This window comes from Blautia massiliensis (ex Liu et al. 2021), assembly GCF_052064225.1.
GTDB lineage: Bacteria > Bacillota > Clostridia > Lachnospirales > Lachnospiraceae > Blautia_A > Blautia_A fusiformis.
Window position 1 is genome coordinate 1 of the sequence record NZ_JBQHWA010000048.1, and the last position, 15,753, is coordinate 15,753.

Consider the following 15,753-nt stretch of genomic DNA (forward strand, 5'->3'; position numbering starts at 1 on the left):
ATACCAAAGGATTGTATTTATGCCTTTTTTATTGGCTGAAATATTGGATTTTCAAGGTTCAGCACACCTTATTGGTGTGGGAAGTTTGAGTCAGTAAGTATGCCTATTGTATCACTGTTTTTCTGGTAAGTCCATGGTTTCATAGTACAGCTTCCCGGATTTCACAAAACCCATGAGTTCTGCTTTCCAGGGTTTTCTGCTTTTTTTCGGTAATTCCGCCAGAAGCTTTTTTCCTTGCCAGTAAAAATCACATTCTTTTCCATTGATCCGAAATGAAAGGATCTGGAACGGAATATCCGGACTGATCTCTATCCGGATCCTGTTACCGTCTGTTTTCATTCGGATCACCGGTTTTTGCTCTTTTTCTTTTTTCCTATCCGACGTTCCTGTTGGTTCTGTCCGATAGTAAGATAATGCCGGATTTTGCTTCTTCTCCCTCTTTGATGCATCTGTCACTGACTTTCGAACTGGTTTTTGAGTCAACGTTACAGATGGACTTGCTGCCACTGTCTGTATGGGGATCGGTTGTTCAGTCAGTATTGGCAGTTTTGTTGGTATCGGCGTTTCCGTCAGTTTTTCCGCAGGTGTATCAGCTATCTCTGCTTCTTCCGGAATAGTTATCCCCGGATTTTCATCTTGTCTGATATCCGGTTCCTGAACTTCATAGCCTTCTCCCCCGACCCCCGGATCTTCTGCCGCAGTATTTCCATTTTCCATAAAGCTTTCTTCCTGAGAACGTACCTCATCTGTCTGAAAATCTAAATTCCATTGTGCAGACTCCTCCTGATCATTCTCTGATTCTGCCCAGGCAGCGGAATACTCCTCAGTATTTCCTTCTTCTCTGTTCCAATTACTATCATCACTTCCTTCTCCTGCATAGCTTTCTTCCCAGTCTTCCGGCAGCTGTCCGGTTCCTTCTCCCACATTCATATCAAATCCGCCGGTATCAAAACTATCCATTCCTGACACATCAAATCCATAGACAGCAATGGAAGGGATCATCCAGCTGCATAAGACCAGCAGAAACAAAACAATAAAACAGGTTTTCCTACTAGTAATTTTCATTTCTTTTGGTTTTTTCTGATCACTTTCTCTTCTTTTTCTCATTGATTTCCTCCCAAAGCTGCAGATTTCTGCTTTCACTGTCATCCAGTAATTCCGCTTTTTCTTTCTCTTTATAATCTTCCCACAGCTTTCTGCTGGCCTCTTTCTGACCGGTCCGAATAAGAAACATCCCATATTCCCCGTAGGCCACAGGATATTCTGCATCATACAGAAGAAGATTTTCATAATATAAAGCCGCTTTTTCCGGTTCACACAAAAGCTCCGCATTCCATGCCAGCAATAGCTCAATACGACGCTGCTGTTCTTTTTCCCCATAATTTCTACTTAACCTCTGGAGTCTCTTTTCCGCTGCCATACAGCACTTTTCCCGATCTTTTGAGTCTTCCGGATACTGTCTGGCTTCGTAATACAAATCTGTTACTTCTGAGATCGCCACAGAAAATTCTTCCGTTTTCAGCAATCCTGCTATCAAGATCAGTGTTCCTATCAGAATCCCTGCAGCTGCCGCTTCCAGAAATCGTTTTCTCCAAGTGATCATCCGATATCTGTTTTCCAGCTTTTGGATTTTCTTCTGAACCACTGACATATCCGAATATCTGTATTTTTCCTGTTTTCTGGTACATCGGAACAGAAGCCAGAAAAAATCCGGATATAAAAACCACTGCCATTTCTTTTTTCCGCAAAGCTTTTCCAGGGTCTTCCCCAGAGCATAAATATCACTTCCCGGTCTTAAGTAGCCCTGATACTGCTCCGGCGCCGCATAGCCTTTCGTTCCTTCACAGATCTGTTTTCTTTTTCCATGATCGAACATGGCACTTCCAAGATCTATCAGATACAGATGCCCGGTTTCAGAAAACATAAGATTATCCGGTTTCAGGTCCCCGTAACAGACCGGTGGCTTCCGACTGTGAAGATATTCCAATACTCTGGCAATCTCCTTTCCCAGGGCAAGGATTTCCTGTAAAGAAAACCGTTTTCCTGAACGGAGAAGTTCTCCCAGTGACTGACCCTTGATATATTCCATGATCAGATAACAGTACTCCCCTGTTTCCACATAATCGATAATCTTCGGTATTGCAGGATATTCCAGATGCTGCATGAGTCTGGCTTCTTTTTTCTTTGCGATCGGTATCTCTTTCACTGCACGGCAGATACCAAGCTCCATATCTTTTGCCAGATAAAGGCTTCCACCTCCGCCATGTCCAATTTGTTCTACAATGCAATAACGTTCTTTCAGAACATTTCCGATCAGACAGATCACCTTCCTCTCATTTCTGTCAGACAATATTTATAATTACGTTTCTTATTGATTTGGGATAATCCGGTGAATTCCGGTTTGAAAAAAATCAGATAACTTATGGTCAGGCAGAAATTCGTGATCTGCCCTCGTTTAGGATAAGTCCTATTATAGCACGTCCTGTTCTTTTTGCAAAGAACTTTCTATATAAAAAAGTCCGCCGAATATAGCAGACAAAAATGTCTCTTTATCCGGCGGTCTGTCATTATTCATAGTGTTTGTATCTGCAAAGCTATACCTTACATACGATCCGGTGCAGAGAATCCAAGAAGATCGATGCTTGTCTCAAGCACTCTTCTTGTAAGCTGGAGCAGCTGAAGGAAGGATTCCTTCTGTGCCTGATCCTCTTCGCTTAAGATCTTGGTCTCATGGTAAAAGCTGTTAAATGCATTGGATACCTCATAGATATATGCACAGATCTTATGTGGTGCTTTTTCTTCAAAAGCGTTCTCAACCATTGCCGCAAAGCCGGAAAGCTGAAGCATCAGGTTCTTCTCACTGGCATTGACTGCCGGAAGGATCTTACCTGTACTTAAATCTCCTCCCTCCTGTACATAACGGTTCAGGATCGACTTAATACGAACGATAGTATAAAGGATATACGGACCTGTATTTCCCTCAAAGGATGTAAAGCGGTCAACATCAAAGATGTAATCCTTGGTCGCCTGGTTGGAAAGATCTCCGTATTTGATTGCGGAAAGTCCTACGATCTTGGCAGTATCCTTTGCATCTTTATCTTTTACACTGCGATTCTCCACGATCTTGCGGTACATTTCCTCATCAATGTCTGCGATCAGGTTCTCCAGACGCATAACACCGCCTTCTCTTGTCTTAAACGGTTTACCGTCTTTTCCATTCATGGTACCGAAACCAAGGAAGGAAAGCTTGGTTTCCGGATTTACAAGACCTGTTTTTCTTGCGCAGCGGAATACCTGGATAAAATGCAGCTCCTGACGCTTGTCAACAACATAAAGGATCTCATCCGGCTGAAAGAGTTTCATACGCTCTACGATAGTAGCAAGGTCTGTGGTCGTATAGAGAGAAGCTCCGTCTGATTTCAGAAGCATACATGGAGGGATCTCCTTGGTATCACTCTCTTCTTTTACATCTACAACAAGAGCGCCCTGATCCTCATAGGCAAATCCTCGCTTCTTCATATCCTCTACCATATCCGGAATGTATGGCTGTGCATCGGATTCTTTTTTCCAGAGGTCAAAATCTACGTTCAGATTCGCATAGTTTCTCTTAAGGTCTGTTACAGATACATTCATGATGTGATTCCAGAGAGCCATATATCCCTGTTTTCCCTGCTGAAGAAGATGGGTTGCCTCAAGTGCCTCATTACGGTAAGCCTCATCCTCTTTGGACTTCCCACTGGCACATGGATAGATCTCTTCCAGCTCGCTGATAGTAAACGGTGCTTCTGCCGGATATTCACCGGTAAAGCTGTCATCAAAATATACCAGCTCCGGTTTCCGGTGTTTCAGCTCGGTGATGATCAGTCCCATCTGAAGGCCCCAGTCTCCAAGATGTACATCACCGATCACCTTATGTCCTACAAAACGTCCGATACGCTTGATGCTCTCACCGATGATCGCAGAACGGAGATGTCCTACGTGAAGCGGCTTGGCAACGTTTGGTCCGCCATAGTCGATAATGATCGTCTTCGGATTCTTGGCAGTCTCAACAGAAAGCTTCTCGTCCTCTGCCATCTTATTCATGTATTCTGCAACAAATTCCGGGTTCACATCCAGGTTGATAAATCCAGGCTTTACAACTTCTGCTCTGGAAAAGATCCGGCTGTCTGACAGCTGTGCTACCACATCATCAGCGATCATAAACGGTGCCTTGTGATATGCTTTGGCTCCTGCCATAGCACCGTTACACTGATACTCACATAAGTCCGGTCTGTTGGAAACAGTAACTTTTCCGTAGGACGGATCATAACCTGCTTTTTCAAATGCTGCGGAAAGTTCTTCCGCCATCTGTTCCATAATCTTCTTCATGTTTCAAACTCCTCATATCTTTGTTTCTGTATTTTATGCTTATAACGTCACTTTTCTTGAACATGCGACCGCAAGGGCACCATAACCGATATGGCAGGCAACACTTAAAGAAAGGGGATCCATATGTATCTCCATTCCCGGAAATACCTCCTGGATCTCTTTTTTAAATTCTTCTGCTTCTTCCAGATTTCCTGTATAAGCAGCCTGAAGACACATCTCACCGTCAGATGCGTATTCCTTAAAACGTGTTTCCCAATCATTCTTCATTGCCTTCAGCATGGCACGTTTGGCCTGCTTCTTGCCACGGACCTTGGCGTAGGCATCCAGCTTCTCTCCCTGGATCTGAAGTACAGGCTTCAGGTTCAGAACCGTTCCGATGGCTGCTGCTGCCGGTGTGATCCTGCCACCTTTTTTCAGATATTTCAGGGTGTCAAGTGTGATATAAATACTGGAATCGAGTTTCTGATCTGTAAGGATCTTCTTGATCTCTGCAGCACTTTTTCCTGCCTCGGCAAGCATCTTAGCATCCATTACAGACTGTCTCTGTGTTACGGAAATCCGCTGATTGTCCACTACCTGAACACGACCATTATAATCAATAGCAAGTCCCATTGCAGTAGAACAGGATGCACTCAGTCCGCTTGACATCGGAATATGAACGATTTCCTCATAATCTCTCAGAAGCTTGTCCCACAGATCACAGAGATCAGCCGGACTTGGCTGAGATGTGGAGATCGGTTCATCCTTCTTAAGCTTCTCATAAAACTCTTCCTGTGTGAGAGTTACACCTTCAAGATACATTTTTTCATTAATATAAAACGGCATCGGTATCACATAAACGCCAAGCTCTTCGGCCTGGGCCTGTGTGATACCGCTGTTGCTGTCTGTTACAATGGCAATTTTACCCATTCTTTTCTCTCCTCCTGGTCTGTTATCTCACAGTTCAAAGAATTAATGCATCAGCCCCTGATGAACTAATTCTTTGAACTGTTGTAGAAAGCCATGATGTTAGTGTATCATATTTTTTTCTATATCACAATTGGAAATTTTCTGTGACCTTCGCTCACAAAAAACACCTCGCGGAATATTACCAGTAAACAGTAACCGCAAACAGTAACTAAAAAAAAACAGCTGCCATACAAATATTTATGCACAGCAGCTGTCACACTATTTATCAAAAATATCCTTATCTATTTATGATCTGTGTCTTATTTCATTTCTCTTACGATCTTTCGAACCGGAAGAACAAATGTCGGAGATACGGACAACTCATCCAGTCCCATCTCTACAAATCTCTCAGTAAGTGTAGTGTCCGCACCAAGCTCACCACAGATTCCGGCCCAGATACCTTCTTTGTGTGCATTATCCACAACCATCTGGATCATACGGAGAACTGCCTCATGATGGGAATCATAAATGTTGTCAAGCTTTGCATTCTGACGGTCAATAGCCAGTGTATACTGGGTCAGATCATTGGTTCCGATACTAAAGAAATCAACCTCTTTTGCAAGAAGATCACTGATCATAACAGCTGCCGGAGTCTCGATCATGATACCCTGCTCCACGTCATCACGGAACGGGATCCCCTGTTCCTTAAGCTCTGCTTTTACTTCTGCTACAATGGCCTTGATCTGCTTCACCTCTGTTACAGAGATGATCATCGGATACATGATGGAAATATTTCCGAACATGCTTGCGCGGAAAAGTGCTCTCAGCTGTGTCTTAAATACTTCCGGACGGTCCAGACAGATACGGATCGCACGATATCCCATTGCAGGGTTCTCCTCATGCGCCATATTGAAATAATCGATCTGCTTGTCCGCTCCGATATCCAGAGTACGAATGATAACTTTTTTGCCGGCCATATTCTGAGCTACGGTCTTGTAAACCTGGAACTGCTCTTCCTCTGTAGGATAGTCTTCTTTTTCCAGGTATACGAACTCACTTCGGAAAAGTCCGATGCCTTCCGCATCATTGGCAAGTACATTCGCAACATCACCTGTACTTCCGATGTTGGCATAAAGGTGGAGCTTACGACCGCTCTTGGTAACAGTTTCTTTACCTTTCAGCTCTTTAAGCATTGCACGCTGTGCAAGTTCATCGGCACGCATATCCTCATATTTTTTTAGGGTCTCTGCATCCGGCCCAACGATCAGATTTCCGCTCTTTCCGTCTACGACTGCCATCTTACCGTCCATGGACTCATCGTATTCAATATTGATCAGCGCCGGAATATTCATGGTTCTCGCAAGAATCGCAGTATGTGAGTTAGAAGAACCTTTTCTTGTGACAAAAGCAAGAACCTTACTCTTATCCATCTGTACAGTCTCACTTGGTGCAAGATCCTCTGCAACTACGATCACCGGCTCGGATGCTTCAAGCTCTCCATCTCCATGGCCGGAAAGCACACGTACCAGACGGTCTGAGATATCCTTTACATCAGCTGCTCTTGCTTTCATATAATCATCGTCCATCTGTGCGAACATTGATGAGAAGTTATCACCAGTTGTTGCAACCGCATATTCTGCATTTACAGACTCTGTACGGATAATGTTGTGGATGGAATCCAGATAGTCATCATCATCCAGCATCATCTGATGAACCTCAAAGATTGCCGCTCCGGACTCTCCAACTTCCTGAAGAGCCTTGTCATAAAGCTTCTGAAGCTGTACCACAGCCTGCTCTCTGGCTGCCTCCACACGCTTTACCTCTTCTTCCGGATCCTCCACGTGAACACGTTTAACACTGGCGTCAACTTTCTGGAGGATTGAGATCTTACCGATCGCAATACCGGAAAATACAGATTTACCTTCCAAAACCTTCATGAAATTATCTCCTTCTGTTTTTATATTTGCCCACTTATGACGTATTATATCACACTATCCAAAGATTCTGCCACGATTTTTTTATGATCTCTAAAAAACCTGTAAAAACTCTATTTATACTTTCTTTTTTTGTCATATATACAGCAAAAGTGACAAAATAAAGACCGCAGAGCTTCATAAAACCTGAACAATACTTTCAGATATAAAAATAAGCATCTGCCGCCGGAATCCTTCCGGAAATTGCAGATGCTATATGTATGTATATCTTTTTATTCACTGCGAAGGGCATCAATCGGATTAAGATTAGCTGCCTTTACAGATGGGAGAAGTCCGAAGATCAGACCGATCAGCATGGAAAATACCACAGAACCGATAATTGCCGGAACGCTAATAGCTGTTGGTGCTCCTGACACCTGAGACACCATTTTTGACAGGATGATCCCAAGGACCACACCAATGATTCCTCCGATACTGGTCAGCACCGAAGCTTCCGTCAGAAACTGTCCCAGGATCACTTTTTTTCTTGCTCCGATAGCTTTTTTCAGTCCGATCTCGCTGGTACGTTCTGTGACAGATACAAGCATGATATTCATAACACCGATACCACCAACAAGCAGGGAGATACTTGCGATCCAGATCAGCTGCTGATTGGTACTTTCGCTGAGCTTCTGGAGATTCTTGACCTTCTCCATAATGTCTTCCGCTTTATATTTAAAGTTCGATTTGTTTTTTTCATTCTGGATTCCTGTATTCAGAATATCCTCTGCTGCTTTTCCTACAGAACTCATATTATCTGTGCTGTCTGCACGGACTGTCACATTTTGCGGCTGATCAAATTTAAATGCAACAGGCCAGGTAGTATCCGGGATCATCACGCTTCCCATGATCGTCTGCGAATATTCCTCGTACTCAGAAATCGTATTGATCTTCGGCATGCTGTCCTCACTCTGAGTGATCACACCTACAATGATATACGGTTCTGATCCCACCTCAATGGTTTTCCCTACCGGGCTCTCACTTCCGAAAATATTCTGTGCAGCATTGGAATCCACAAGAGCAACCTTTCGGTAGCTGTCATAATCTTTTTGTACAAATCCCCGCCCGGACTGGACCAGGTATCCCATCGTTTTCAGATAATTGCTGTCGATCCCGTACACGGTTCCGCCCTGAAAGCTTGTGTTTTTATAATAAACACTGGCAGACTGGCTGCTGTAATAAAATGTAGAACTGATCACATGATCCAAGTCTCCGATCGCCGTTTTCTGGGAATCAGAAATAACCGGCGGTGTGGCCGAGCTTCCGTAAGAACCATAATCCATATCATATGTACTGTCTCCGTCATAGAGCATAACCTGTACGGTATTGTTTCCGGACCCGATCAGATCTTCCTTGATCTGCTCACTGGTACCTTTGATCGTAGATACAATTGCAATAATAGATGCAATACCAATAATAATACCCAGCATGGTCAGAAAGGATCTCATCTTATGTGACCATATTCCCTGAAAAGCCAGGCGTATATTTTCAAACATGAAATTTCTCCTTCCTGTTATTTATTCATTGTACATATCATCCAAAGTCACTTCTTTTGTCTTGGCTCCCTCCTTCACGGCATCACCATATGGGAAAGCAAGAAGATCATCGGATTTCAGACCTGAAGTTACAACTGCATAATATCCGCTGTTCACAATGCTTCCCACTGTGATCTGCTGCTTTTTCAGTGTTCCCTTCACGTCTTTGTATACATAGCTGGTTCCATTTTCCGTACGGATAAATGCCTTCATCACAACCATACTGCCTTCGGCAAGTTTATTTGACTTCAGAGATACCGTCACATAATCCTGGTCGGTAAACTGCAACGAACGATCTGTGATCTCTGCATTAAAGGTGTAATACGATACATTGGGATTAGAATCTCCACCATAATAATAAGCATTTGAAGAATCCACCGGGTAATCGGATACATTCAGTACCTTCGCCTCAAAGCTGCCGGAATTATAACTGGTACACTGAAGAAGTGTTCCCTCCTTCATCTGATCCAGCATCAGTTCGCTGACTGTTCCGGTAACATAAAAACCATCTTTGCTTTTTACTTTCAGAAAAGCATCTCCATTATAAGAACCTGTGACTTCATCTCCGATGTAAGCAACCGTTCCATCCAGTTTGCTTGTTATCAGCTTATTTTTTATTTTGTTCTCCAGCTTGGTGATATTCAGATTATTTTCCTCAATATCCAGTTTCAAACTTGCGATCTTGTTTTTCTGGATCTTGATCGCATCCTCTCTTGACATGGTTGTGCCATCAGTACCGTCATCTCCATCACCGCTGTCATCCGGTATCTCATCATCATTGTTGTCATATTTGGAAGCCTCGTCCAGTGTAAATTCTGTTTCCGCATACATATATACCGGATTTTCAAGAAGACTTCCATCGATCAGATAATATCCTGTACAGGAAAGTGTTCTGTCCTGAAAATCAGCAATGGTATCATTCTCATGAAACTCCAGCTGGAACCAGCTGCCGCCTTTCTGGACCACTTTGGTTCCATCCTCACTGTATCCCGCCATTCTGTTAAAAAAGGATCCCATCACCGTAACTTTGCCTTTGGCACTGCTTACAAGAAAAACATAGGGATCTTCTTCCGTACCGGTTCCTGCAAACGGCTGAGAAGTATAATCCAGCTTCTGATAAAATTCCGGTTCACCATCTGTGATCCCCGGAATTTCCGGTTCTGTTATATTGGGATCAGGAAGCTCATTGGGTCCCAGTGTGGGAGTCGGTGTCGGAGATACCGTTGGGGTGTCATCTTCTCCGGAACCCCAGTCCGTAGTCTCTCCGTCTGTAATATCATTGGCAGTAGGATCCTGGTAGGTCGGATCCATGATCAGATCCTCATCGGATGCAGTTGTATCCTCTTCCATATCCGCTGTGTCATCTCCGGTCATCTGCTCTGTTTCACTATCCGTCGTTTCTCCGGACGGCATTTCTTCGGTAACTTCCTCTGCAGAATCTTCAAGATCTCCTTCTGTATCTGTAAAGGCACTGAGAAGTAATGGCCTGGAGGAAGCCGCTGCAAGATAGCTGCCATCTGCAGTAGCCGCGGAACCGGTAGTTGACTGCATATCCTCGTCTCCGTCACTTCCGGAAGGTGTATCGGTATTTGTCATTTCTCCGTCACCTCCTGTATCACCACCTGTAAGATTCAGGTCCGTATCATCAGTACTGTCTGTACTGTCTTCGATGGGACCTCCATTCTGAAGACTTGTCAGACGGTTCTGTGCTTTGGTCAGATCCTGCTCCTGCTTCTGCTGTTTCAGCTTTGCAATATTCAGTTCCATCTCTACAAGTGTCATATCAAAGGAGATCAGATTATCGCCTTTTTTTACATCATCACCCTGGGATACATATATTTTCTCGATGATCATATCTTTATCCATATTTACATTCTGAGAAACATTCGTGGTGATGGTTCCATCCAGTGTTGTCTCCGAATACCAGTCCGTCTGAAGATTGCTGACGCTGGTTACCGGCACCTCTGTTACCTTGGATTCTTTCACATGCATAAGCCCTGTGTAGATTCCTCCGGCTGCCAATGCCGCAACCAGTACACCAACGATCACTCTCTTCACCACTTTCATTCTATCACCTCTTTTCCTGCAGCTCACCGTCACGGATCATAACAACCCGTTTGGCATGTGCCGCGATCTCCGGGTCATGTGTGATCATCAGCACAGAAACTCCCTCATCGTTCAGCTTCTGAAACAGTTCCATAACCTGTGCTCCCGATTTCGTATCCAGTGCCCCGGTAGGCTCATCTGCCAGCAAAAGCTTGGGATTGTTTACGATTGCTCTTGCAATAGCCACTCTCTGCATCTGTCCTCCGGAAAGCTGGTTGGGCTTAAAATCCACCCTGTCGGCAAGGCCTACACGCTCCAGAGCTTTTCGTGCACGTTCCCGGCGCTCCTTTTTGGGAACCCTTGCATAATTCAGCGGCAGTTCCACATTTGTCAGCGCACTCTGCCTTGGAAGGAGATGAAAGCTCTGAAATACAAATCCGATCGTTTTCAGACGGATATCTGACATCTCATTCTCTGTACATTTGGCAATATCTTCTCCATTCAGGAGAAAAGTTCCCTTGGTAGGTTTATCCAGACATCCGATAATATTCATCAGTGTAGTCTTTCCGGAACCGGAAGGTCCCATGATCGCCACATATTCTCCCTCCTCCATGGAAAAATCTACCTCTTTCAATACAGGTACCGTCATTTTCCCCTGTTGATAATCCTTATATATTCCTTTTAAATCCAAAATCATTCTGTCGGCGCTCCTTCCATCGGAACAAGGTCATCTCCCGAAGAAATATCGTCTGTCGCATCCATCATGTCACTGTCGATCGCTCCATCTTCGATCATTTCAGGCTCTGGGCCATCACTTTCCGTGTACGCAGAATCATCAAAACCTTCATCATCCTCAGAATCATCCCACATAGCCGCTGTAGTCTGATCTGCAGTACCTTCTGTGACAGACATATCTTCTTTCAGCTCATCTGTCGGAAATGCGATCTTATCTTTTTCAGAAAGTCCGTCTGCGATCTCATATTCCCCAAGATCTTCATCATACTGTCCTAATATGACATCTCTCTTCTCCAGCTTGTTCTGACCGTTTGCGATCCAGACATATGGGCTGTCTGTATCCGCATCCACGATAAAATAATCGTTCAGCCAGATACCGGACTTTTTCTCATCCTGTCCTTCGTCCGGTTCAATATACACATGCTGCCCCAGCATCAGACCCTCAGATGAATCCAGATTCACATAAAACGGATAGGTACTGGATGATGTCTGATCATCACTGGCACTGGACATTCCGAACATTGCCATATCCGAACTGCTGTTGCTGGTAGAATTATCCAGGTCAACAGAGCCCATGGTGCCCTTCCAGGTTTTTGAAGAATCCACTCTGGAACGAATGATCACAGGAGTTCCTTCTATGATCGAATCACGGTTTATTTCATTTACCGTTCCCTTTACACGATAAGCACCTGTACTCAGGATCGTGATAAATGCATTGCCGGAGCTGTCTCCGGAACTGGAATCTGTGGAATCCGTCGTGCCTTCTGTCAGCGTATCCTCCACGCCCTCAGAATCATCACCGCCCATCTTGGAGGTATCGATCTTCTGGATCACTCCATCGATCTCACTGCGCACCTCGGTATTCTGCGTTGCCTGGGAAAGCTTATCGATCTCTGCCTGTTTGCTTTTCTGATCATATTCATTCTTCTTGAGATTCATTTTCTGTGTTTCGATCTCTATTGTATAGGAAAGCTGATTATCTGCTGTAGCTTTCTTTTTCTCAGCTTCCAGTGTAGTGATCTGATCAGATATACTTAACTGTTCGTTTTTCAGGCGGTCCAAGGCCAGCTGTGCTTCCTGAAGACTTTGCTGGATACTTCCAAGATCATACTGAAAAAGAAGCTGCCCTTTCTTGACTTCCTGACCGGTCTTTACCTGAACTTCTTTTACCTTTCGGCCGCTTTCGATCTTTACCTGAACCGTTTCCTGCGGTTCCACAACACCTGCATATCGGTTTTCCACTCCTGAATCCATTTCCGAAAGCTTGCTTATCTTTGTTACATATACAATATCGCTGCCTCCTGCGGACCCTGCATGATGTGTATAATAATACCATCCACCGGCTCCGATACCGGCTGCAAGTACAAGGACTCCAAGTGCGATCAAAATACGTTTTTTCATATCTGTCCCCTTTTCTCAGCATCGTACTGAAACTATCTGTTGCTTCAAACATCATAGCAGATTCACTCTAAAAAGAAAAGTCCCTGAAGAAAACGATGCAGATTTCACAGATTTTTCATAAAAAAAAATCCCCTTCGTGGCCAGGAGATTTTTTTATGTAATAATGATTATTTAACTGTTATTTTAACTGTCCTTGTTACAGTCTTGTGATTAGCCAGCTTAACAGTAACTTTTACAGTATATTTGCCTTTTTTAGCATTTTTTGCTACTGTGATCTTACCTGTTTTACTTACTTTTACAGCTTTGGAGTTGCTGGAAGTCCATGTTGCTTTTGCAGCTTTTGCCTTTGTAAGCTTGATGGTTGTAGCTTTTCCTCTTTTAACTGCAACACTGCTCCTGGAAACTTTTACATTTTTCTGAACAGCAGGGTTGATCGTATATGCTACAGTTTTATAGAAACCTGCATAACGGCCGATACCGTTGATATAAACTGTTTTTTTACCGGCGGTTTTCATACTCTGTCCATACTTGTAAAACCTGCTTCTGCAAGCATCTTCCAGAGATATGAGGAAACAGTACTTTTACCTTCATTTGGCATGCAGCTTGTAAGAAGGATCTTTTTTGTGTTTTTGCCACAGAATTTAACATTGATCCTGAGACGGTTCATTGCCTCTTCTACTGCATAGGGAAGATCCGGAAACACTACTTTCAGTTTATTCATTTCTCTTTCTCCTTTTTCTGCTGCCATACTCTTCCTCTCCGTCATAGCTTTTCACCTTACTGCTTTCAGGAATCGTAGTCAGCGGCACAAGGCCAAAATATTTTTCCATTTCTTCTGCCGTATGGATCGTATCATCCATCAGATATCTGACGATCAGGATACCTGCACAGATGAGAAGACCCAGAAGTCCTCCTATCACCGTAAATTTGAAATAGCTTGGTGCAGCCTTGTGTTCAGGTAGTTTTGCATGCTGTGCAATATTCGGGGCCTTGGTACTCATTGTATCCGGCAGATAGGAAACAGCTTCCTCTGCCATTGTCTCTGCAAGGTCCATAGACAACTGAGGATCTGTTGTTGTTGCTGTGATCTGGAGCACACGCGTATCGGACGGATTGTTCAGTGTATACAGCTTCGCAAGATCTTCGTAATCCATATCGAGTTTCAGTTTCTCGATTACACGGTTCAGTACCGGGTAACTGAACATCAGCTCTTCATAATCGGATGTCAGCGAAGTTCCCAGATTCAGATCATTCAGATTGACAACTGAATCATCAGATGTTGAAACCACATAAAGTTTTGCCGTTGATTCATAGCTTTTCTCCTTGTTTTATATTTCCGCAGGTGGCCTGCACCTGGATTTTTCTTTTAATCCTTTTTTTTATAAAACAGCTCCAGGACAGCCTGCTGCAGACTGTCATCATCAGGCGCAAACGTCTGCCAGCCTTCCTCGTCCGAACCGTAAGTTCCACTTATGGAAACTCTGTCATCTTTTTTGTTATCTGACAGAAGAAGTGCCAGACGGCAGAACTTCTTTGCGCCGATATTGGTAGTCATATAGTCCTCAAGTGCATGATATACCTGCAATGGAAATTTACTGTCTGAATCACATTTGGATCTGAAAGCAGGTTTAAATGCCTCTTCATAATCATTCTGACGCTGCATGCGGTTCTGGTTAGTGCCATCCGCAACATCCATTCTGCCTCTGACATAATTTTCAGCATGCGCTCCCATCAGCTTAACTGTTTCACCTTTTTTCAGAGAAGGATCTCTCTCCGAAAAATCATCCTCGATGGTAACAGTCACACCTCCGACCATATCATTCACTACCTGGATCGCACTCATGTTGATCATTGCATAGCCATCGATCTTCTGTCCCTTCAGAAGAGTGGACACTGCATCCACCGTGTTTTCAGCCCTCATATTCTGATCAAGCCCCATGGAATGCGCAAGGGACAGCTGGATATCTGTTGTTGCCAGATAGGTTCCGTCATCAGCAATGCTTCTGACAGGTGTGACAGTATTCCGGTCAACAGAAAGAAGCTTGCATGTGTCTGTACTTCTGTCTCTCACAATAACAACCAGAACATCACACTGGCCGGTACCGTCATATTCAGTTACTTCCTGTACCTTGCCAGGATCGTCGATTCCGGCTATCAGATATGTTTCCAGATTTCCTTTCGGAACATAACTCTGATCATTATATACAACTTTTTCCTCGGTCACAGTATTGTTGCCCTGATCTACAGTATGATGATCTGCCATTCCCAGTATAATATTGACAAAAACAGTTCCTGCTGCGAGAACCACCGCTGCGATCGCTATACCTTTGTACAATCTTTTTTTGTCCTGTTTTTTTCTGTATTGGGACATAAATCTCACTCCAGTTTTTTAATACTTTATGTTCAGCAGGATGTATCTTCTTATCAGAAAATCTTCCTTAAAAGTGCTGGTCCGCCTGCAGGATTCATTACTTCACAGATCATCAACACTATCAGAAGCACAAATATCACACAACTAAGCACTACTGCTGTTTTCTTTGACATCCTGTCCCCTCCTATATTTCATTCGTTATAAGCTCTGCTTTGAATCAAGCGGATAAAAAAATTCCGCAAAAACGGATTTTATTATAGCACCATAATAATCCGGTTTCACCCTGTGTAACATATTTGTAATTATATTTCATTTTTCTACTACAATATATTTATGGTTAATATCCCTTACAGCCAGTAAGGAATTATCCATCTTGTTGCTTAAGCTGTATAATGATGGAGCAATTGGTATATCGTCCCTTTTCTTGGACATCGCG

Annotated in this window: 13 protein-coding genes; all 13 read right to left on the minus strand. The window is 43.7% G+C overall.

Annotated elements, in window-relative coordinates:
• Nucleotides 1-111 precede the first annotated feature (111 nt).
• Nucleotides 112-1,107, minus strand: coding sequence for a hypothetical protein (locus tag ACTNDQ_RS14250; protein WP_279201402.1), 996 nt, complete (start codon nt 1,105-1,107; stop codon nt 112-114).
• The gene (locus tag ACTNDQ_RS14255; RefSeq protein ID WP_441064897.1) at nt 1,085-2,326 is read right to left on the minus strand and encodes a serine/threonine protein kinase; all 1,242 of its coding nucleotides are present in this window, start codon (nt 2,324-2,326) and stop codon (nt 1,085-1,087) included. The genes ACTNDQ_RS14250 and ACTNDQ_RS14255 overlap by 23 nt, the downstream gene beginning before the upstream one ends.
• 275 nt (nt 2,327-2,601) lie before the next feature.
• Nucleotides 2,602-4,368 carry an arginine--tRNA ligase gene (argS, locus tag ACTNDQ_RS14260; protein WP_278796128.1) on the minus strand — a complete coding sequence of 589 codons (1,767 nt, stop codon included), beginning with the start codon at nt 4,366-4,368 and terminating at the stop codon, nt 2,602-2,604.
• Between the two features lie 39 nt (nt 4,369-4,407).
• Nucleotides 4,408-5,277, minus strand: a complete 870-nt coding sequence (locus tag ACTNDQ_RS14265) for a DegV family protein (RefSeq protein WP_015524658.1) — start codon at nt 5,275-5,277, stop codon at nt 4,408-4,410.
• Nucleotides 5,278-5,576: 299 nt separating this feature from the next.
• Nucleotides 5,577-7,193 (minus strand): phosphoenolpyruvate--protein phosphotransferase, encoded by a 1,617-nt coding sequence (gene ptsP / locus ACTNDQ_RS14270; RefSeq protein WP_441064898.1) that lies wholly within the window; start codon nt 7,191-7,193, stop codon nt 5,577-5,579.
• 269 nt (nt 7,194-7,462) lie between these two features.
• On the minus strand, nt 7,463-8,725 hold the full coding sequence (locus ACTNDQ_RS14275; protein ID WP_021650388.1) for an ABC transporter permease: 1,263 nt from the start codon (nt 8,723-8,725) through the stop codon (nt 7,463-7,465).
• A 21-nt stretch (nt 8,726-8,746) separates the two neighbouring features.
• Entirely contained in the window at nt 8,747-10,831 is a 2,085-nt protein-coding gene (locus tag ACTNDQ_RS14280; RefSeq protein WP_441064899.1) for a hypothetical protein, read from the minus strand.
• Nucleotides 10,832-10,835: 4 nt separating this feature from the next.
• Nucleotides 10,836-11,507: an ABC transporter ATP-binding protein gene (locus ACTNDQ_RS14285; RefSeq protein WP_114002605.1), complete on the minus strand. Its 672-nt coding sequence runs from the start codon at nt 11,505-11,507 to the stop codon at nt 10,836-10,838.
• A complete protein-coding gene (locus ACTNDQ_RS14290) occupies nt 11,504-12,946 on the minus strand; it encodes an efflux RND transporter periplasmic adaptor subunit (protein WP_441064900.1) in 1,443 nt (480 codons plus the stop codon). Before ACTNDQ_RS14290 ends, ACTNDQ_RS14285 begins: the two co-directional genes overlap by 4 nt.
• Before the next feature lie 167 nt (nt 12,947-13,113).
• Nucleotides 13,114-13,461, minus strand: a complete 348-nt coding sequence (locus ACTNDQ_RS14295) for an Ig-like domain-containing protein (RefSeq protein ID WP_441064901.1) — start codon at nt 13,459-13,461, stop codon at nt 13,114-13,116.
• Complete coding sequence (locus tag ACTNDQ_RS14300; protein ID WP_279200542.1) at nt 13,458-13,667, minus strand: hypothetical protein; 210 nt, start codon at nt 13,665-13,667, stop codon at nt 13,458-13,460. The genes ACTNDQ_RS14295 and ACTNDQ_RS14300 overlap by 4 nt, the downstream gene beginning before the upstream one ends.
• Nucleotides 13,660-14,235 (minus strand): YveK family protein, encoded by a 576-nt coding sequence (locus ACTNDQ_RS14305; protein WP_441064902.1) that lies wholly within the window; start codon nt 14,233-14,235, stop codon nt 13,660-13,662. The genes ACTNDQ_RS14300 and ACTNDQ_RS14305 overlap by 8 nt, the downstream gene beginning before the upstream one ends.
• A 77-nt stretch (nt 14,236-14,312) precedes the next feature.
• The gene (locus tag ACTNDQ_RS14310; RefSeq protein ID WP_441064903.1) at nt 14,313-15,281 is read right to left on the minus strand and encodes an LCP family protein; all 969 of its coding nucleotides are present in this window, start codon (nt 15,279-15,281) and stop codon (nt 14,313-14,315) included.
• Between the last annotated feature and the right edge of the window lie 472 nt (nt 15,282-15,753).

Excerpts from the sequence above, each read along its gene's own strand:
- argS (WP_278796128.1), bottom strand. The coding sequence starts at position 4,368 with ATGAAGAAGATTATGGAACAGATGGCGGAAGAACTTTCCGCAGCATTT.
- ACTNDQ_RS14265 (WP_015524658.1), bottom strand. The coding sequence starts at position 5,277 with ATGGGTAAAATTGCCATTGTAACAGACAGCAACAGCGGTATCACACAG.
- ACTNDQ_RS14275 (WP_021650388.1), bottom strand. The coding sequence starts at position 8,725 with ATGTTTGAAAATATACGCCTGGCTTTTCAGGGAATATGGTCACATAAG.
- ACTNDQ_RS14295 (WP_441064901.1), bottom strand. The coding sequence starts at position 13,461 with ATGAAAACCGCCGGTAAAAAAACAGTTTATATCAACGGTATCGGCCGT.
- ACTNDQ_RS14250 (WP_279201402.1), bottom strand. The coding sequence starts at position 1,107 with ATGAGAAAAAGAAGAGAAAGTGATCAGAAAAAACCAAAAGAAATGAAA.
- ACTNDQ_RS14300 (WP_279200542.1), bottom strand. The coding sequence starts at position 13,667 with ATGAATAAACTGAAAGTAGTGTTTCCGGATCTTCCCTATGCAGTAGAA.
- ACTNDQ_RS14280 (WP_441064899.1), bottom strand. The coding sequence starts at position 10,831 with ATGAAAGTGGTGAAGAGAGTGATCGTTGGTGTACTGGTTGCGGCATTG.
- ACTNDQ_RS14290 (WP_441064900.1), bottom strand. The coding sequence starts at position 12,946 with ATGAAAAAACGTATTTTGATCGCACTTGGAGTCCTTGTACTTGCAGCC.
- ptsP (WP_441064898.1), bottom strand. The coding sequence starts at position 7,193 with ATGAAGGTTTTGGAAGGTAAATCTGTATTTTCCGGTATTGCGATCGGT.
- ACTNDQ_RS14285 (WP_114002605.1), bottom strand. The coding sequence starts at position 11,507 with ATGATTTTGGATTTAAAAGGAATATATAAGGATTATCAACAGGGGAAA.